Here is an 18,455-nt window from a genome sequence, read left to right as displayed (position 1 = left end):
CGAGGAAACATCATGACCATTGCCCAGCAGATCTCTAATTCCAATCATCAAGTCCCGGACATCGCAGCCGCCGCTCGCGGGCTCTACATCGACGGAGAATGGCGACAGTCTCGGTCCGGACAACAGATCGATGTCATCGATCCCTCTACAGGTAGAGTTCTGACATCCGTGCCAGATGCCACGATCGATGATGCACGCAGGAGCATTGATGCCGCCGCGGCAGCGGCACCTGCGTGGCGCGCAACGCCTCCCCGCAGGCGCTCCGAAATTTTGCGCCGATGCTTCGAACTGATGCTTGAACGCTCGGAGATGCTCGCGTCGTTGATCTCGATGGAGAACGGCAAGGCGTTGCGAGACGCGCGGGGCGAGGTCGCTTACGCTGCCGAATTCTTTCGCTGGAATGCCGAGGAAGCCGTTCGCATCACCGGCGAATTCGGCATTGCGCCATCTGGCACCAACCGCATTATCGTCGACTATCAGCCAATTGGCATTTGCCTGCTGATTACGCCGTGGAATTTTCCGGCGGCGATGGCCACCCGCAAAATAGCTCCGGCACTAGCGGCTGGCTGTACGGTAATCTTGAAACCGGCAAGCGAGACGCCGCTGACAGCCTATGCTCTGGCCGCAATATATGAAGAGGCCGGCGTACCGAAGGGCGTCGTCAACGTACTGACGACAACGACCCCTGGCCCGATGACCGAGGTGGTTCTGGCCGACCCACGGGTCAGGAAGCTTTCCTTCACGGGGTCAACAGGTGTCGGCCGCCAGCTGCTCGCTGAAGCGGCCAAGCATGTCATATCTTGCTCGATGGAGCTTGGTGGCAATGCACCGTTCCTGGTTTTCAATGACGCGGATCTCGATGCGGCGCTCGAGGGCGCGATGATTGCCAAGATGCGCAATGCGGGAGAGGCCTGCACGGCGGCAAACCGCTTCTACGTGCAGTCCGGGATCTACGACCAGTTCGCTGAAGGTCTCACGAAGCGTATGGTTGCGCTCAAAGTCGGGGCGGGCGTTGAGGCTGACACCGAATGCGGCCCGATGATAACCCGAAAGGCGGTAGAAAAGATCAGCCGCCTGGTCGAAGATTCCAAGGCGAAAGGTGCGCGCGTCCTGTGCGGCGGTGATGCGACAACAGGTGATGGGTTCTTTTATCCGCCAACGGTGCTTGCAGACGTTTCTGACGATTCAGAGATGAAGGCAGAGGAAATTTTCGGACCGGTCGCGCCTCTGTACCGGTTCGAAACCGAACACGAGGCCATCGAACGGGCAAACGAAACCGAATACGGGCTTGCCGCTTACGTCTACACGCGTGATATAGCGCGTGGGCTACGCGTCTCTTCCGGCATCGAAGCGGGTATGATCGCGCTCAATCGGGGGCTCGTCTCTGATCCGGCCGCGCCCTTCGGCGGAGTGAAGCAGAGCGGTCTTGGGCGCGAAGGCGGTCAGCACCATGGCATTGCTGAATTCATGGAAGCCAAATATATCGCCACGAGTTTCTAATCCTGGAGGAGTGATTTTGGAGACCGACCCCTTTCGGATCCGCGACCATGTCGCGGATTTCGATGTCATCGTTGAAGAGATCGTCGCGGCCAGTGCCAAGGCGCGGGAAACGTTACCCATGATAGCGGACGTCGCCTATGGCGATGGCCCGAGTGAATCGTTGGACATCTTTTTCCCAGAAGGGCCTCGTCAAAATCTTCCGGTTCACATGTTCATCCACGGCGGATACTGGCGGATGTGGTCAAAGCGTGAATACTCCTGCATTGCCAATACAGCCACACGCGCTGGCGCGATCGCGGTGATTGTAGACTACGCGTTGATGCCGGGTGTGAGGATGAAGGTCCTGGTAGATCAGGTCGTTCGTGCCAAGCAATGGATCATTCATCACATAGCAGAGCACGGTGGCGACCCTTCATTGCTCACGATCAGTGGTCATTCTGCAGGAGCCCATCTTTCAACATTCCTTTTTCAAAGCAGCACCACGGGTTCCTCTGTCAATGGCGCCTTGTTGCTGGGCGGCCTCTACGATCTCCTTCCCTTACAGCAGTCCTTTTTAAAGGCCGAGATTGCTCTTACGGATGACGAGGTCGCGGCCTTCACGCCACTAGGCCATTCGTACGATCCCTCTTGCCGCGCGATCTTGGCGGTAGGCGAGAATGAAACAAGGCCGTTCCACGGGCAATCGGAGGCCTTCGCCAACGTGTTGCGGGAACAGGGTGTCCCCGTTTCGATACGGGTCATTCGCAATCGCAACCATATGGATGCTGTGCGAGATCTCGGTGTGGTTGGCACAGAAACAAGCGACAGCCTGTCCGGCCTAATCCAATACGTCGCGCGTGGAGGCAGGCGTTAAGTCCTAACCAAAGGGATATGTGCGAACGGAACATGAGTTAGACCAGCGTCGCCTGATGAGGGTCAGGCCGCTTGAGCGTATGCAGCTCGCGCTTGCGAACATGCTGACAACCAACGGGAGTATAACACTTAGGTGGGGTCGATCAGGGAACTGCGACGAGCTTCCAAGCTGCTTCGGAGGCAAAGGTCATGACCGCATCCTTCATTTCGTCGCGATCTCGTTGAGCTCGGGCTTGACCAATTGAACACGGGAGCCATTTTTCGGTCATCGCGACGAACATGTATCCTGCGCCGTGGCTCCACGAAACCGGCGCCGGCGTAGATCCAGTGGTAGCCGAACATAAGGAGCTTTTCATTCGCGGCCTTGTACGAGTAGCGCAGCGCGGCTCGCGAGAGCGATTTTCTGTTCGGTGTGAAGCCGAAATGCCATTTCGGATTGCCAAAGGAGACGATGTCGTTTGGGATGACGTCGCCCCGCTTTCAGCAGGTTGCCGTCGCCGCCCTGTACCATCGAGATGTGTCCTGGCGTGTGACCTCGCGTGCTTACGACGTTCAAACCTGACACGATTTCGTCGCCTATCTCGACGTGCGTCAGCCAATCCTTCACGGCAAAGAGGTCGCGCTGTGCCCCACGGGCGAAGGCGTAAAGCGGCTCCGGCTGGACGTCTCGTAGTTCGGATCCGTACAGAAAGACCACTTGGCTTCGCTGATTTGATATCGGCGTTTGGAAACGGCAAAGCCCCGTCCGGCAGCGTCGTTTCGCCCGAATGATCCGGGTACGCGTGGGTGAAGATGATCTTCGTAAGGGACGCAGGATCGACACCGAGGAAAGTCAAGTTCGCCGCCAGACGGGCGATGAGGATTTTGAACCGAGAACCCACACCCCGCTTGAACGGAAACCCCACTTCCCCTCCGGTGTAAACGTGCGGAGCAAATGCGGGCTGCTGCGGTACTACGGCGCGGCAGCCGATGGTGGTTTATTCATAGTCCTTTCGATATCTGCAAAGGTTGCAGGACGATATCTGCAAGGGCCGACTTTCCTACTTCAAACGCCTTCTGATACTCGGCGTCTTCCACCATTTCTCTGAATGCCGTCCGCCGCGGGTACCGGACTAACAGCACTGCGTCCCACCCTTCCACCGGCCCGGTCGTAAGGACATCGAGGCCGTCGCCACGGAACAATATCCGTGCACCAAAGCGGGCTAGAATGGGTTCCGCCATTCTGAGGTATTCCAGATGCCGTTCCCGGCCGCCCTCGGGGACGAACCGTAGAAGGTTCAGCATCACGACAGGGGCGTCGTCCTCTTCAGAGAGGAACTTTTCAAAGACGTCGGGTGAAAACGCGACCATAAGCTATCCTTTCATTCAGAGCGTCCTTGGGGACGCTTCGGAAAGTCTAACCTCTTGCACCGTCAGAAACTGTCAGGAACGAACGCCAGTCCCGATCTTGCTCGCGCCAGCGCCGCATGAGCAGAGACCGTCGTTCCGGATACCGGTCGTCGAGGATCGACGCGGACCGAACACGGTCGACGCGGAAGTGACGGAATGCCGACTTGGCTTCGCACCACGCGGCTAGAACACGCACGTCGTCGAAATACACGATCGTGATCGGCCAGACGACACGTTCAGACATAGCGCCGCCAGCATCCTCGTATGCGATCGCGACCTTTCGCAGGCGACGGATCGCATCACGCAGCATCCCGACCTGCGCCGGATCGGGCCGCTGAGAGATCGATGCTGCCGAAACGAGTGCCGGCGCGTGTTCGTCATGCAGCCGGTCGGTCCGAGACGAGAGGATTTTCGCCAGAGCGCTGTCGCTGCTCTGAGAAAGAGCCGGATCGGCTCTCTGCTGCACCCAGGTCAGCCCAAGGATCAGAGCGTCAACCTCTTCGGCCGAGAATGCGAAGTTCGGCAGAAAGAAACCGTCGCGCAGTAGAAACCCGACGCCCGCCTGCCCGTCGAGAGGTGCTCCGAGCAGACGAAGCGTTTCGATGTCCCGATATACGCTTCTTTCGGAGATCCCAAGTTCCTGCGCCAGCTCCAGCGCGGTTACCGGCGTTCGTCGTGTGCGAAGCATGCCCAGCATTTCGAAGAGGCGGCTCGTTCTCGACATTCAGCGAATGGTCCTGTCTTTCGGTCTGAGATATCTAGTGCTTTCGCGGGCGGCGTCCAAGAAGGGACATCTATTGGAAATTCCGCGCCTTCACTTTAAGGGTATCGATGTGACGATCGCGTTCGTCCATGTCCCTGACCTTGGGCGACGTCGTGTCCCCCATTATCGGTACGATGTCGTTGTTCCGCCGCCGCCCGAGACGCACGAGTCGTACGCCGCGATGGCATCGTGTTCGATACAGGAGATCCTTTAGAGCTTTTCGATGCCGACCATCGTCCCATGCGGCAGGCAAAACGACCCGGTCGTCAGACGTCGCCCCGTGCAGTTGCTACATCAGGCGTGTCTAGTTATTAACCGCAACGCACCTCGTGTTCTTTTTGGCTGCTCCGCAACATAGAAATCATCGTCGACGAAGCGATGGACGACATCGTGGCGACCGGCCTTTCGTGCGAGGCCGTCAAAGCACACGACGCGTTGCTCGAATGGAGCAAGGGGCCGGATTCCGCGGTCTGGTTTGGCATGTCGTGGGCCGACGGGGTTCGCCCAGCGTGGCCTAAGCCGCCTGCCCTTAAGGCAGCGCGCCGGGCCATTCGTTCGAAGGTTCCTCGGCCTCCGCACCCGGCCTGTCTTCGGCCGGGTCTGGATCGCGGTCGTATGCCTTCTGTAGGGTTCCGATTTCATCGACGATCGCGTCATAGACGTCGCACTGCTTGGCACCTTTCACGACTAGAGAGTCGACCAAGTCTTCGAGCTGGTCACGTAGATTGTCTTTCCAGTCGCCGCTCATTTGCGATCCTCGGGCTGCAGTCTAACGCCCGTGCAGAGCATCCCCCATGTCGAGTAGCGAGTGGAACTTCTTGAGATCGGCGCCCCGCCGTCGTCCGGTTCCGGATCCGGAAGCGGTTCTTCGCCCGGAATTCGATCGGGGTCCGGCGGATTGTCGAGCGGGGGCACTTTCGGCGGCGGCGCGACTGGCTCGAATGGGACTGACATTTGGCATTCCTCCTCGTTTGTGAGAACGCGGAGGATGAAGGCAAGTTCCGGCGGCGATCGAGCCCGACCATCACCTGTGCTCAGTCAAAGCAAAATGCACCACAGGCCTATTTTACGGACGCCATTCTTGGCTGTTTCGATCATCAAGCTCCCGGTCGAGATAGAACGCAGCGCTGATCAAGGCCAAATGGGTAAAAGCTTGCGGGAAATTGCCGGCTAGTCGCGCCTGGGCGTCGAACTCTTCGGCGTAAAGTCCGAGATGGTTGGCGTAGTTCAAGGCCGCTTCGAAAACCCTGCGAGCTTTCTGACTCTTCCCTGCCCGAGCCAGGCACTCAGCATACCAGAATGAGCAGGCGGAAAAAGCGCCCTCTTCCCCGTCGAGGCCGTCGTCGCTTCTGTACCGGTGAACGACGCCGTCGTCAGCCAACTGTGCGCCAATAGCCTCCAGCGTTGAAAGCCACCGCGGATCGGTTGCGCTAACGAACCTCACAAGCGGCATCAGGAGAAGCGAGGCGTCGAGCATTTCGCCGTCCTTGGTCTGGACAAAGTGACCCTTCTCTTTATTCCAGAAGTTGGTCCAGATATCGTTATAGATATCGTTCCTCACGTCTTGCCACTTGACGAAAGGAGCGGCTAGCGATCGTTTCGTCGCCAGACGGATTCCGCGGTCGACCGCCACCCAGCACATGAGCCGCGAATGAAGGAATTCCTGGGGCTCTCGGCGCATCTCCCAGATCCCAGCATCAGGATCCTGCCAGTGGTCGCAGACGTACTCGATCACCTCGCGGACGCCCTCCCAGTGATCGTGAGAGATCGCATGCCCATATTTGTTGCTCAAATAAATTGAATCGAGGAGCTCGCCGTATATGTCGAGCTGGGACTGCTCGGACGCCTTGTTGCCAACACGCACAGGTGTGGCGCCGCCATATCCTCGTAGATGATCGAGGTTGATCTCGTCTGGCACCTCTCCACCATCTACCGCGTACATGATCTTCAGGCGGCCGCCAGCGTCGCATGCGGCTGCACGCTGCCCGATCCAGTTGTTAAATGCCATCGCCTCTTGTCGATAGCCAAGCCTCATCAGCGCGTAGACCGTGAAGGATGCGTCTCTGATCCAAGTGGCACGGTAATCCCAATTGCGGCTGCCGCCCGGCGCCTCAGGCAAACCGAACGTTGCCGCAGCGATCACTGAACCGTGTTTGCGCGACGTCATGAGCTTCAACGTCAGCGCGGAACGGTTGACCATTTCGCGCCACCGCCCGCGGTAGGTCGACTGCCTTGCCCAGTCCTGCCAAAAGGCGACGGTCTGGTCCTCCATCCTTTGAGGTGTCTCATCGAACCCGTCGTCGCCGTCGTCGAGTATGAAATCGACGACCTCGCCCGCGCGGAGCGTGATCTGCGCGGTGACGGCGCCGTCGATCTCGCCGAGTGGTGCGCCCGCCACCAGCCGCACCACCTCGCCATTGGGATGTCGCCAGGTGGCTGTGACGCCATCAAGCTGCGGGGATATTCGTTTGGAGGCGTAATCGAATCTCGGGGAGCAGGTCGCGCGGATCGTCATCGTGCCTCGGGTCGCTCTGAACCGTCGGACCAGCATGCTGGACCCATCGCTACGCCGGTTCTTCACATACATGAAGTCCGTAAGCTCTCCGCTGGCCTCGTTCGCCATCCATCGTGTCAGCAAGACGTTCGTGTCCGGAAAGTATTGTTGGGTTACGCGGGCATTGGGAAGGTCCGGTGCGATCTGAAACATTCCGCCGCGCTCCGGATCGAGCAATGCAGCGAATATCGACGGGCTGTCGAAGTCAGGCCAACACAGGAAGTCGATCGTACCGTCTGTCGCGACGAGCGCGATCGTCGCAAGATCGCCAATGACGCCGTGGCTCTCTATTGTTCGCGGAATATTCGCCACGGCGCGCGCCGTAACATCCGCGTCCATCGCACTCCCCGTCACCTCGATTTTGTTATCCATCGCGTCCTCTTTCTAGTCTGTGATGCACCGTGCCCGCTACTTGGCGATCTGGCGCACCTGACATAAACGACAAGGAAGAGCATGCTGAAGGCCGCTATAGGGAGTGCCGGCCCTTGTACAATCGGTGCTTCTATTGGGTAATCCACGCAATCGGGGTGCAGGCGCCGACATCCGCGACCGTCGTGCGAACCGACCACGAACGGCGGATTCCATTCGGTTCAATTCTGATGCGGCTATAGACCTAGGGCGGCGACCTAGAGCGGACCAGCCTGGCACCACAAGGTGCTGTAGTCGGCAATCTTCACGTGGATCAGCGCGCTTGCAAGGCCTTGGACGGGGCGGGGTCGGTTTCGCGAAGTCATGCGCCCTGAATCTGATGGTTACCGTACCGCCAGTCGTTGCCTTCAGGTCGCCTCCGGCCGTGATCCCGAGGCTTGCCAGCCCCACTTTCACGCCCCCACTCACGGTTTTGGTGACAGTGATACCCATCTGATAGGAGTTTCCATCGGACTGCGCTTTCGGAAGCCGAAGGCAAATGTCGCTTGCATCGCTTCCGGTCTGCAACGCCGCGGCCCAGAGGTTGATCATTGCCCTTGCCAGTGGGGCGGGATCGAGGATTCGCTTATCGAACGTGATGGGATAAGGGCTGGTAACGACGTCTTCCGATAATACGAAGCGCTGCAATGGCATAGTCTAGAGCTATGCCGATCCCCCGTTCCATTGCTCGGTGCATTTTGTGCCAAAACCTGCCGGCGCCCTCTTCCCGATTGTCGAGATCCCAGACGGCCATAGGGTCCCGGTGAAGGCGAGACGCCCGGGGCCGAATGGCATACGACCCCGCCTGCCAGCGGGCGACAATCCTCCCCGAGCAGATCATGGTCTCCTTCATCGAACGAAAGCGTGCTTCGTGTTACAACCTAAAGGCTCGCCAGTTCCTGGCGTCGACTTCCGTTCTTGATGGGGCGGTGGTGGGGTTGGCCCAAAATAATGTCGGCGCTAAAGTTGCGCAAACGCAAACGCGCGTGGAGCTGCCGCCATGTTCTTCCATAAAGACGATTCGATGCTGTCGCCAGACGAGCTCGCCATCTGCCAACGAGTGTTCAACCATATCTGCACAGTTAAGCAGGTCGCTCTCGACATGCATCGAGAAGAGATTGCAAAGCAAATCCTTCTCGCATGTCGCAATGGCATCAAAGACGAGAAATCTCTCATGAGACTGCTACTTTAATGCGTTGCTCGGCTTCCAGCGTTGTCGTTGGCGAGATCCAAAGCTAAGCAGAACGCGCCCCCTGGCGAGCGCGCTTCCCAATGGCGCTAAAGCCGAAGGAGGGAAGGCTTACGCCGCCAAAATTGAATTGAGATAAGTCGAGAGTTCCGTAAAACTTTAGTGATCGCGTAGTGGGAACATGTGGGATGAACGTAGGTTTGCTTCCTGTCACCAAATGAAAACTATTCCTGAAGGAGGAAACCCTATGAAAATGAAACTTGTGGCAGCATCGCTTCTCGCACTCGGCATGGCGACTTCAATGTCCTACGCTCAGTCCAATCCCGTTCCGAACAATATGGCGACGGACAAGAACGCCAATGAAGATGCCGGCGGCGGCGCTGGCAGCAGCGATAGCTCCGGAACCAAGATGATGAAGCCGATGAGCACAGATTCCACCACGACCAACAGTACCATGAATAAGAACTCGACAGACTGTAAGGACGGCTCGAACACCAAGGGCGCTTTGCAAACGCAGGCCGGCAAAAGCGATGCTACTCCCCAAGGTGTAGCTTGCGGCGAGAACAATCAGTAAATCTCGTTTGATCGAGAACGAGGCCGGATTTTCCGGCCTTTTTCTTTGCCTAAATAAATGGCCCGCAGACAATGATCGGGCGGTGGGGCTGCCTTAGCAGTCCTAGTCGACATACTTGTACCGGCTCAAGAATTTCCAGACCGACATATCATGCCGTCTATCGAGGCTATGCTGGGATTGCGGGGCGGAATCGAGCCTCGCAACGCCAATCGCAGTTCCACTGGACGCACCTTCATAGCTATGTCGCCGATTAGGAAGGACGAGAACCTTTAGGCCAGTGAACATTACCTGGACGACCTTGAGAAAGGTACCAACGGGCCAGAGGCTGGTTGCTTCCACCCCTCACGCAGGTGTTGCCTAAGCGCTCATCTGCAACACCTGCACACCATCCTGCAAGGCATCGCGGGCGGCGAGAATCGCCGGCAGGGCTTGTTCGAAGGCGCGGACACAATCGGGGTCGAACTGGGAGCCCGATCTGTCGCGGATGTGATCGACGGCCTGGTTCACCGACCAGGCTTCCTTGTAGGGGCGTGCCGTCGTCAGGGCGTCGAAATTGTCGGCCACGGCGACGATTCGGCCGGATATCGGGATTTCGTCTCCGGCCAGGCGGCGAGGATAGCCCTGGCCGTCCCAGCGTTCGTGGTGGCTTGCAGCGATGGTAGCAGCAAGCTGGAGGAGGCTGGACTTGGATTCGCGCAGGATATCGCAGCCGAGCAGGGTGTGCTTCTGCATGGCCGCGAACTCCTGTTCTGTCAGCTTGCCCTTTTTCAGCAGAACGGCATCGGGAATGCCGACCTTGCCGATGTCATGCATGGGGGCAGCAAGGCGGATGTCGGAACATTCCTGGACCGAGAGCCCCAGGGCACGCGCGATCAGCTGCGAATATTCGCCGACGCGCTTGGTATGGAGGCCGGTCTCAGCGTCCTTAAAACTGGCAGCGATCGACAGGCGATCGATGATTTCTTCTTCCCGCTCGCGGATCTCAGAGGTCGCCTTGTCGACCTCCTCGCGCAGCCATTCGGCCTTGTCGGCCAGCTTGTTGCGTGCATCGACAAGGGCGATGAGGTTTCTCATCCGCGCCCGGAATTCCAGCGGATTGACGGGCTTGTTGAGAAAATCGATCGAGCCGGCATCAAGACATGCCATGCGGGTCGCCATATCGGTGTCGGCGGTGATCATCACCACCGGCTTGCCGCGGTAGCGCTCGAACATCTCGATCTCGCGCAGCAGCTCGACGCCGTTGTATCCGGGCATCTGGTAGTCAATGACGGCGATATCGTATTCCAGCTTCGGCAGGGCAGCGAGAACCTCAGACGGGTCGAGGAAGGAGATTGCCTCGCAACCCGGCAGCTTGGAGACCAGCTTCGAAAGCAGCACGAGGTTGGTCTGATTGTCGTCGACAAGTAGAATTCGCATCCATTCCTCCTTACGCTGCATAGGCCTGCCGTTGCTCATCAACGGCCTTGGCTATCTCAAGCAGTTCATGTTGATCGACCGGCGCCTCGCGCAGGCGCTGCGCACGGTCGGCGATATCCTGGAGCCCGACATTGCCGGCCGCGCCCTTTAGGCTGTGCAGCATGCGGTCGAGCGTCCGGGGATCGCCCTCTCTGAGGGCAACGGCGAGCCCCGACAGGATCGAAACGGCGTCCGAAAAGAAGCTGTCGAGCAGCTCCGCAAGACCATCCTCGCCGAGGACCTCGATCAGTTCGCGCTGCCGGTCGTTGACCTTGACCTCGACAGTCGGCTTGCGATCAGGAGCCGATGGCTCACCGGGGCGCTGCCCCGCAATCACGGCCGCCAGCTGCGCAAGCGTCAGCGGTTTTGACTGGAAATCGGACATTCCCGCTTCGACACAGAGACTGCGGTCGTCGTCGGAGGCATTCGCCGTCATCGCAACGATCGGAATGTTGCAGACAGGCGCCTGCATCTGGCGGATGTGGCGCGTCGCCTCGATGCCGTCCATGTTCGGCATCTGCATATCCATCAGCACCAAGTCGAAATCCCGCTCCGACAGCGCCATCACCGCTTCGAGGCCGTCGCTTGCCACCACGAAATCCTGATGCAGATGGCGAAGAAAGCCAGCGGCCACCTGCTGATTGACCAAGTTGTCCTCGACCAGCAGAACCCGCAGCGGCGGCAGGCTGCTCGCGTCAGGACCCTTGTCGCGCGGTCCGCCTGCCACGGGCAGAACCTCAGCAACCGGCTGGGCCGGAATCTCGAACCAGAACGTGCTACCCGCGCCGGTGACACTGGCGACGCCGATCGTGCCGCCGAGCGCATCGATGATCTCTTTGCAGATGGTGAGGCCCAGACCGGTGCCGCCATATTTGCGGCTGATCGTTGCATCGACTTGCGAGAACGGTTTGAACAGCTTTTCCTGGCCGGCCTCATCGATGCCAATGCCGGTATCGCTGACCGCGAGCCGGATGACAGGCGTTCCCTCGCTCATGCCGCGCGTCATCTTCAGCACGACGGCACCATCAGACGTAAACTTCACTGCATTGCTGAGGAGATTGAGCACGACCTGACGGACGCGCGTGGCATCGGTGAGGATCCAATCTGCGGCGCCGGCATCGCCGATATCGGCTACCAGCGTGTCGCCGTTTTCGGCGGCCCGGTCCTGCATCATTTCGACGGCGCTGGTGACCACCTCGACGATATTGACAGGCGCCAGGCTGACATCGATGCGGCCGGTCTCCATCTTCGCAAAATCAAGGATTTCATTGAGGATCTCCAGAAGCGTCTGGCCGGACCGGCGGATGGTCTGCACGCCCATCTTGGCCTTGTCAGGGAGGTCGCCGAGTTCAAGCAGCTCGGCGGTGCCGAGAATGGCATTCAGCGGCGTGCGGACTTCGTGACCCATGGTTGCCATAAACTGCGACTTGGCACGATTGCCGGCCTCGGCACTCGAATAGGCCTCCCGCAATTCCCGCACCAGGCCTTCGAAGGCAAGACCAGCCGAGCGCACGGACCGGAGCTGGCGGCGAAGACTGAAGACGAGGAAGCCGACGCTGGCGGCAAGCACCACGGTCAGGGCGCCGGTCTTGATCTGCAGCATCTGCAATGCGTCGCGCGCTTCGGCGCGGTCGGTGCTGACCTTGTTGTTGACCTGCGTCAGCAGCGCTTCCGTATTCTTGACCAGCGGCGCGATATCGTCCGCAAAACCCTGCAGCCGGTCCCTGTCGATCGACTTGCCCTTGGCCAGCGCGTCGAACCAGGAGGCTTCGAACATCACCAGCGGCTCGATCTTCTTGACGATTTCGCCAAGCTGAGGATCTTCGGAAAGCCGCAGGTCGAAATTCGCCCGCTTCAGAATGCTCATGCGCGAGTAGAGGATGTCATATCGGGTGGAAAGCGCTTTGGCGGCCTTCGATGAGAAATCGCCGGTGGCGAGCATGATATTGGCTTCCTCATTCAGGCGGCGTGCTTCGCGGTCCAGCTGATAGACCGACCAGAGCGCGTTCTCGCGCACGCCGTCCTGAAGAGCTTCATATCGCTGATAGATGCCCGACATGAGGTAGATGAGCCCGATCAGAAGGACCATCGCGAAAGCCTGCAGCAGTGCCGTGGCCTTGCTGACCTTCCTGATCACGTCTCCGTTTGCGCGGGCACCGTCAGGCATCACTTCACCTCGATCGCCTTGATCTGCCAGACGGAGCGCGAGAAATAGTTCTCGTTGTAAAGCGAGCCGTCCTTGTCGAAGGGATAAACCAGGAAGACAGGGCCCTTGTCGCGGATCGACATGACTTGGCCGTCCATGCGTGTCGCCAGCATGGTGTCGAGCTTGGCGGCATCCTCGAACGGTACGTCTGCCGCATAGTCGTTCAGTGCAACGAGCTTGAGATCCGAGCCATGCGCACCGGCGGCATCAAGGACGGCGCGGAAAAGCGGTCCCGAGAACTCCACCTTGCCCGTCGTCCAGGGCGTTTCCATGCTGCCGGAGCGGCCTTGCAGCGCTTCCAGCATCTGCAGGTCGAACTGCGCGGTGCCATCGACATTGGGATGATCGAGATTGCCGGTGATCGTCAAGATGACGTCGCCCTTGGGGGCATCGAGAGCGAATGAAGGCATGGGGAGGAGGGCGACGGCGGCGAATGCCACCGAAGTGAGAAGCTGACGCATGTAAACACCTTGAAAGATCAGCGGCGATTGGCGCTGGATGTCACGACGGCATGCCTTGAGGGCGGCGTCCGATGCACTGGAACGCAGGAATGCGTGTCAGGTCATTGCCGACATCATGTCAGCCTAGGCAGTGATGCCCGGACACCCCAAAACTAGGGAGGATTCCTTCACATTTCATAAATCTGATAAAGCAAAATCTAAATAGAACCCCGATTATGGGGTGCGAAGGAAAAACAGCGTTAAGAAAACGGTGAGCGACAAAGTAAATGAAAGCTCTACGCGCATGAATACCGCCGATGTGCCGCCGCACATCGCCAGCTGCCGCCAGGAAATAGAAGGCAATTGCCTATCAGGCGATGAGCCGGCGCCGGATCGCTTCGGCGATGGCCTGCGTCCGGTTGGCAGCGCCTAGCTTTTTGGTTGCAGACTTTATGTAACTGTTGACGGTCTCGAGCTGATAGCCGGTCGCCTTGCCGATACCCTCGCTCGTCAACCCCAGGCTTGCCTGGGAAAGGCACGCCATCTCACCCTTGGAAAGCCGCATCTGTTCAGCGGCGTAGCGCTCCATCAACGGCTTGGTGAAAGCGGTGTGCACAGCCTCCGAGACGAGTTCCAGAAAATTGATCTCATCTTTGTCGAAAGGTGTCTGGCGCGTATAGCCGACAGCTCCGTAGACGACCTCGTCGCGGAAGATGGGCACGATCGTCCGGTTGAAGACCCCGAATGTCCGCTGCAGATAGAGAAGCCTCTGAGGCACCTCGCAATTGGCATAGACCTCGCTCTCGACGACAACCTTTGTCGATGACTTTGCAGCAAGGACGAACGGATCGATCTGAGGAATTTTATCGCCCATATAGGCTTCAATGAAGGCCGGCGGCAGATCGGTATCAATGGAAAAGCCCTGGCCGAACCGGTAGTGATCGACATCCAGACCCGAAATGAAGATGTAGTCGAAGGGCACGGCCTTGCGCAGCCGATCGATCATATCGTTCTGACCGAAATAGCGATGCTTCGGCACGGACCGCAGATCGATATAGTCGTCCAGGGCATCTGGCGAGAGAACGGAAAGGGCGCTGACGGGCATTGCTAAGCACTCGATAGTTGCGGGGTTATCCCAGTTATGGCTTTCGAGCATTAACTGGAGCTTAACAAGGATTTCGGCGGAAACCCGCGGGTCGCGCCGCAGGAGTGGCCATTGGTCAAATGACGCCCGCTACGACATGTTAGCCCCCTCCTCTCGAGTCACCTCGCGAAACCACCAGATTATTGCGGGTTGATCAATATCATCGATCACTAAACCTTGGCGTCGCAAATTAACTCGAACTTAAGATTTAAACCTCAAAGGTAGACCATCGGTTGAACGAACATTCTGCGATACCGCAATCGGCGTTGAAGACTGGTCCAGGAGATTTAGCGGTAGATCTCCGATCAGTGCCAGGCAGGGGGCAGATTGTAGATGACGGGGTCTTCGAGCTGGTGAAGACCGCCGTTTTTCGCCTTTTTTCAAATTCCTGCGACACCTATTGATCAGAGATCAAGGCACAAACAAATCGCCTACCATCCGATGACGGACCGCTTGAGGCATATTCCAGCGTCTCATCTAAACATCTGACATTTATCAATTTTCCTGCTTACGCCCGACCGGTGTTCGGCGGCGAAGCGTTGCGCGGCACACAGCTGCTGACCACCGCAGCGCTCAGGCGGTCGAGTGAGCGAAAATCTCGAAACCGCACATTTGCTCATCTTTGAATATTCGAATTCACATTTCATCAACAAATCCCTCCTATTTATGGGGTAGCGAGCGACTTTAGACAGACTGGCCACCTTCAACGGCTTCGGATGTCGCCCCAGCAGAGAGTCTCTCGCCGTAAGTCAACCGAACGTCCACCGTCGAACATCGGCGAAACCAGCTAGGTTCCCTGCGTCTACCGCACTGCGGCAGCGATCGAAGATCCATGCCCAGACGATGCAGCGAGCCGGAGGAGAAACATGAAACTACCGCTCATCCCCGCCTCCGACGCGGAGCGCGTCCTGCAGGCTATGCATCGCTCGCAGGCAATCATTGAGTTCGATCTCACCGGTCGCATTCTCACTGCCAACGAGAATTTCTGTGCCGTTCTCGGCTATCAGCTCGCCGAAATTGTCGGCCAGCATCACCGCATTTTCGTCGATCCCGCTGAAAGCGCTTCACTAGACTATCGTGACTTCTGGGCAAGGCTCGCTGGCGGCCAGTATGACCGCAGGCAGTACCGCCGGATCGCAAAGGGCGGCCGCGACGTCTGGATCGAGGCGTCCTACAACCCCGTCCTTCGTGGCGGAAAACCCTACAAGGTCGTGAAATTCGCAACCGACATCACGGTGACCAGACTGAAAGCCGCCGAAGATGCCGGCAAGATCGATGCGCTCTCACGCGCCCAGGCCGTTATCGAATTCACGCCCGCCGGCGAAGTCATCACCGCCAACGAAAACTTCCTGAACACGCTCGGCTACCAGCGGTCTGAAATCCAGGGCAAGCATCACTCGATGTTCTGCGACCCCGCATATATCCGTACGGCTGAATATTCCCGTTTCTGGGAACGTCTTCGTGGCGGCGAGTTCATGGCGGAAGAGTTCACGCGCTTCGGCCGCAACGGCAATGCCGTCTATATTCAGGCCTCCTACAATCCAATCTTCGGGCTTGATGGCAAGGTCTTCAAGGTCGTCAAATTTGCAACGGATGTAACCGGGCGCGTCAACAACGTTCTCGAGCTCGGCGCCGGTCTTCAGAAGCTGTCGGAAGGCGATCTTTGCGCCGCAATTGGCGAGCCCTTCATTCCTTCGCTTGACCGGCTTCGTCAGGACTTCAACGCTACGGCAGTCAGACTGCGCGACACCCTGAAGAATGTCGGCGAGAATGCCAGGGCGATCGCCTCCGGATCGGCCGAAGTGCGTTCTGCAGCCGATGACCTCTCCAAGCGCACCGAGCAGCAGGCTGCCTCGGTCGAAGAAACGGCAGCCGCGCTCGATGAGATCACGCAGACGGTTGCCGATTCCAGCCGCCGCGCCGAAGAAGCTGGACGCCTCGTCGGCGATGCGAAGAAAAGCGCCGAAAAATCCGGGATTGTCGTCGGCCGTGCAATCGACGCGATGAGCGCCATCGACAAGTCCTCCAAGGAAATCGCCAACATCATCGGTGTGATCGACGATATAGCGTTCCAGACCAATCTCCTGGCGCTCAACGCCGGTGTTGAGGCGGCCCGCGCCGGGGAAGCCGGCAAAGGTTTTGCGGTCGTGGCGCAGGAGGTCCGGGAGCTCGCGCAGCGCTCTGCCACCGCCGCCAAGGAGATAAAAGCGCTCATCAACCAGTCTACTGATCAGGTGAAGTCCGGAGTTGAGCTGGTGGCAGAGACCGGACAGGCACTCGAGCGCATCGTCTCTCAGGTCCAGGAGATCAACACCAATGTCGCGGCGATCGTCGAGGGGGCCCGTGAACAGGCAATCGGTCTGCGCGAGATCAATGTGGCGGTGAATACCATGGACCAGGGAACGCAGCAGAACGCCGCCATGGTCGAGGAATCGAACGCGGCCTCGCACAGCCTTGCCGGTGAGGCGCAATCGCTGTTCCGGCTCATCTCGCAGTTCAAGGTCGGCAATGACGCGCCCGCCCTCGCTCACGAAGCCGAACCGCTTCAAGAGACGAGATCGCCGGCGCGCCAGCTGCGCCGGGATCTGTCGCGTGCGTTCAACGGCAATGCCGCCGTCGCCCAATGGGAGGACTTCTGATGAACTCCACGACCGAAACCGGCTCCACAGCCGCCGTCGACATCATTGCCTTCAGGTTGCGTGACCAGGCATTTTGCGTCCGGACCACAAGCGTGCGCGAAATTCGGGGATGGTCTGCCTGCACACCGATCCCCCATGCGCCTACCGATGGCCTCGGTGTGATGAACCTTCGCGGAAGTGTCATCCCGATCATCGACCTTGCCGGCAGGCTGGGCATGGGTGCCAATCCGGGCAACGAACGCTGTGCAATCGTCGTCGCTGACGTCGACTCGACAATGATCGGCTTCGTCGTCGACCGGGTATCTGACATCCTGACCATCGACGAAAAGCAGATCCAGCCTGTCCCGAAGATCGCTGTCGGCTTCGACACGAAATTCGCCAGGGGCGTCATCGCTCAGGCGGAGACGATGACCTGCTTCCTCGACTTTTCGGCGATGTTCGCCGGCGATGGCTCCATAGACGGCTTCGAAGATGACCCGCTTTTCGCCGCAAGCCATTGACCTTGTCGAGTCTTTGCTCGAGGCGGGATGCGATATGTGGGCCGTTGGCACCGGCTACTATATCGGCGAGCCCGGTGAGGGCCCCGAGGCCGCAGTCGTTCGCGCGATCCTTCGTGACTTCGGGCCCCGGCGCCATTTGACCGCGGATATCTCGGGCTATCTCAGATCGATCGGCCGGGACATAGAGACCGACTGTACCGAGTGAACATGAGAGGGGCGGCCATCGCCCCTCCTCACCACCCCGGCGACGTGGCACCAACTTGACGCGAAGCATTCTTGGCCTCGATCAAAGAGACCGTTGCGGGACTGCGATAGTGTTTGCTTCGCGGGTCGGGACATTCCCGTGTCAAGATAGGGCAACGGATCCAGGATCAGTCCGTCCAGAGCCTCTCCGGATTATCCTCCCCGCAATTCCTGCGCGCCATCGAAGTGCAGTGATGCATCCTCATTATTTTCGAAACCTTTGAAACGCTAAGGCATTCATTAAATACCTGGCCCATCTTGGGTGGGCGCGCCCGGAAAATGCTTTCACAGCAAAAGAAAACGCGATGAATGCACATGACCGCGCAAGCGAACAGCTCCCCTATCCACAACTCGTCAAACGCGTCGAAGTTCTTGAAGAGCGGATGCGCGCTCATTTCCGCGCCATCGCGATCATCGCTGCAGTGCATGCAGAGTCGCCCAACGCATTGGCGGATATGCTTGCCGTTTACAGGGACCGGCATCTCCCTGGGCGGGAGATGATAGAACGCAGCGCTGGTCGGATGTGGTGATCGCCAACTGAGCCACTGCGATCATCAGCATCATCGAGGCGCGAACCTTTGCCGGCCTCCGCGTCATCA

15 protein-coding genes are annotated in these 18,455 nt (G+C 58.7%); 7 read left to right on the top strand and 8 right to left on the bottom strand.

What is annotated here, in order from left to right:
- The first annotated feature begins 12 nt into the window (after positions 1-12).
- Entirely contained in the window at positions 13-1,500 is a 1,488-nt protein-coding gene (locus J2X43_RS18160; protein ID WP_310296035.1) for an NAD-dependent succinate-semialdehyde dehydrogenase, read from the top strand.
- Between the two features lie 16 nt (positions 1,501-1,516).
- Positions 1,517-2,353: an alpha/beta hydrolase gene (locus tag J2X43_RS18155; RefSeq protein ID WP_310295941.1), complete on the top strand. Its 837-nt coding sequence runs from the start codon at positions 1,517-1,519 to the stop codon at positions 2,351-2,353.
- A gap of 980 nt (positions 2,354-3,333) precedes the next feature.
- Here J2X43_RS18155 and J2X43_RS18150 read toward each other — a convergent pair.
- From J2X43_RS18150 to J2X43_RS18135, 4 genes are all read right to left on the bottom strand, one after another.
- Entirely contained in the window at positions 3,334-3,702 is a 369-nt protein-coding gene (locus J2X43_RS18150; protein WP_310295938.1) for a DUF1330 domain-containing protein, read from the bottom strand.
- A 46-nt stretch (positions 3,703-3,748) separates the two neighbouring features.
- Positions 3,749-4,465: a YafY family protein gene (locus J2X43_RS18145; protein WP_112517590.1), complete on the bottom strand. Its 717-nt coding sequence runs from the start codon at positions 4,463-4,465 to the stop codon at positions 3,749-3,751.
- Positions 4,466-5,033: 568 nt separating this feature from the next.
- Complete coding sequence (locus tag J2X43_RS18140) at positions 5,034-5,252, bottom strand: hypothetical protein (protein ID WP_310295934.1); 219 nt, start codon at positions 5,250-5,252, stop codon at positions 5,034-5,036.
- Between the two features lie 318 nt (positions 5,253-5,570).
- Complete coding sequence (locus J2X43_RS18135) at positions 5,571-7,397, bottom strand: glycoside hydrolase family 15 protein (protein WP_405049620.1); 1,827 nt, start codon at positions 7,395-7,397, stop codon at positions 5,571-5,573.
- 1,505 nt (positions 7,398-8,902) lie between these two features.
- On the opposite strand from J2X43_RS18135, the gene J2X43_RS18130 reads away from it, so the two are divergent.
- Complete coding sequence (locus J2X43_RS18130) at positions 8,903-9,229, top strand: hypothetical protein (RefSeq protein ID WP_310295930.1); 327 nt, start codon at positions 8,903-8,905, stop codon at positions 9,227-9,229.
- A gap of 357 nt (positions 9,230-9,586) precedes the next feature.
- Here J2X43_RS18130 and J2X43_RS18125 read toward each other — a convergent pair whose 3' ends face one another.
- From J2X43_RS18125 to J2X43_RS18110, 4 genes are all read right to left on the bottom strand, one after another.
- Positions 9,587-10,645, bottom strand: a complete 1,059-nt coding sequence (locus tag J2X43_RS18125) for an HD domain-containing phosphohydrolase (protein ID WP_310295928.1) — start codon at positions 10,643-10,645, stop codon at positions 9,587-9,589.
- A gap of 10 nt (positions 10,646-10,655) precedes the next feature.
- Positions 10,656-12,851 (bottom strand): ATP-binding protein, encoded by a 2,196-nt coding sequence (locus tag J2X43_RS18120; RefSeq protein WP_310295926.1) that lies wholly within the window; start codon positions 12,849-12,851, stop codon positions 10,656-10,658.
- A complete protein-coding gene (locus tag J2X43_RS18115; protein WP_310295924.1) occupies positions 12,851-13,351 on the bottom strand; it encodes a molybdopterin-dependent oxidoreductase in 501 nt (166 codons plus the stop codon). Before J2X43_RS18115 ends, J2X43_RS18120 begins: the two co-directional genes overlap by 1 nt.
- Before the next feature lie 349 nt (positions 13,352-13,700).
- Entirely contained in the window at positions 13,701-14,435 is a 735-nt protein-coding gene (locus J2X43_RS18110; protein ID WP_310295922.1) for an autoinducer binding domain-containing protein, read from the bottom strand.
- A gap of 905 nt (positions 14,436-15,340) precedes the next feature.
- Here J2X43_RS18110 and J2X43_RS18105 point away from each other — a divergent pair.
- The 4 genes from J2X43_RS18105 to J2X43_RS18090 all read left to right on the top strand — a co-directional run bounded on the left by J2X43_RS18105 (position 15,341) and on the right by J2X43_RS18090 (position 18,386).
- Complete coding sequence (locus J2X43_RS18105; protein WP_310295920.1) at positions 15,341-17,113, top strand: PAS domain-containing methyl-accepting chemotaxis protein; 1,773 nt, start codon at positions 15,341-15,343, stop codon at positions 17,111-17,113.
- The gene (locus J2X43_RS18100; RefSeq protein WP_310295919.1) at positions 17,113-17,613 is read left to right on the top strand and encodes a chemotaxis protein CheW; all 501 of its coding nucleotides are present in this window, start codon (positions 17,113-17,115) and stop codon (positions 17,611-17,613) included. The genes J2X43_RS18105 and J2X43_RS18100 overlap by 1 nt, the downstream gene beginning before the upstream one ends.
- A 34-nt stretch (positions 17,614-17,647) precedes the next feature.
- Complete coding sequence (locus tag J2X43_RS18095) at positions 17,648-17,818, top strand: hypothetical protein (protein ID WP_310295917.1); 171 nt, start codon at positions 17,648-17,650, stop codon at positions 17,816-17,818.
- A 343-nt stretch (positions 17,819-18,161) separates the two neighbouring features.
- A complete protein-coding gene (locus tag J2X43_RS18090) occupies positions 18,162-18,386 on the top strand; it encodes a hypothetical protein (protein WP_310295915.1) in 225 nt (74 codons plus the stop codon).
- Positions 18,387-18,455 lie beyond the last annotated feature (69 nt).

The organism is Rhizobium sp. BE258 (assembly GCF_031457345.1).
Lineage (GTDB): Bacteria > Pseudomonadota > Alphaproteobacteria > Rhizobiales > Rhizobiaceae > Rhizobium.
The sequence above is the reverse complement of the archived record's forward strand: the minus strand, read 5'-3'. Positions and strand labels throughout refer to the sequence as shown.

Bases quoted from the DNA above. Each gene is read 5' to 3' on its own strand.
- J2X43_RS18160 (WP_310296035.1), top strand. From the start codon at position 13: ATGACCATTGCCCAGCAGATCTCTAATTCCAATCATCAAGTCCCGGAC.
- J2X43_RS18150 (WP_310295938.1), bottom strand. From the start codon at position 3,702: ATGGTCGCGTTTTCACCCGACGTCTTTGAAAAGTTCCTCTCTGAAGAG.
- J2X43_RS18145 (WP_112517590.1), bottom strand. From the start codon at position 4,465: ATGTCGAGAACGAGCCGCCTCTTCGAAATGCTGGGCATGCTTCGCACA.
- J2X43_RS18140 (WP_310295934.1), bottom strand. From the start codon at position 5,252: ATGAGCGGCGACTGGAAAGACAATCTACGTGACCAGCTCGAAGACTTG.
- J2X43_RS18135 (WP_405049620.1), bottom strand. From the start codon at position 7,397: ATGGACGCGGATGTTACGGCGCGCGCCGTGGCGAATATTCCGCGAACA.
- J2X43_RS18130 (WP_310295930.1), top strand. From the start codon at position 8,903: ATGAAAATGAAACTTGTGGCAGCATCGCTTCTCGCACTCGGCATGGCG.
- J2X43_RS18125 (WP_310295928.1), bottom strand. From the start codon at position 10,645: ATGCGAATTCTACTTGTCGACGACAATCAGACCAACCTCGTGCTGCTT.
- J2X43_RS18120 (WP_310295926.1), bottom strand. From the start codon at position 12,851: ATGCCTGACGGTGCCCGCGCAAACGGAGACGTGATCAGGAAGGTCAGC.
- J2X43_RS18115 (WP_310295924.1), bottom strand. From the start codon at position 13,351: ATGCGTCAGCTTCTCACTTCGGTGGCATTCGCCGCCGTCGCCCTCCTC.
- J2X43_RS18110 (WP_310295922.1), bottom strand. From the start codon at position 14,435: ATGCCCGTCAGCGCCCTTTCCGTTCTCTCGCCAGATGCCCTGGACGAC.
- J2X43_RS18105 (WP_310295920.1), top strand. From the start codon at position 15,341: ATGAAACTACCGCTCATCCCCGCCTCCGACGCGGAGCGCGTCCTGCAG.
- J2X43_RS18100 (WP_310295919.1), top strand. From the start codon at position 17,113: ATGAACTCCACGACCGAAACCGGCTCCACAGCCGCCGTCGACATCATT.
- J2X43_RS18095 (WP_310295917.1), top strand. From the start codon at position 17,648: ATGTGGGCCGTTGGCACCGGCTACTATATCGGCGAGCCCGGTGAGGGC.
- J2X43_RS18090 (WP_310295915.1), top strand. From the start codon at position 18,162: ATGAATGCACATGACCGCGCAAGCGAACAGCTCCCCTATCCACAACTC.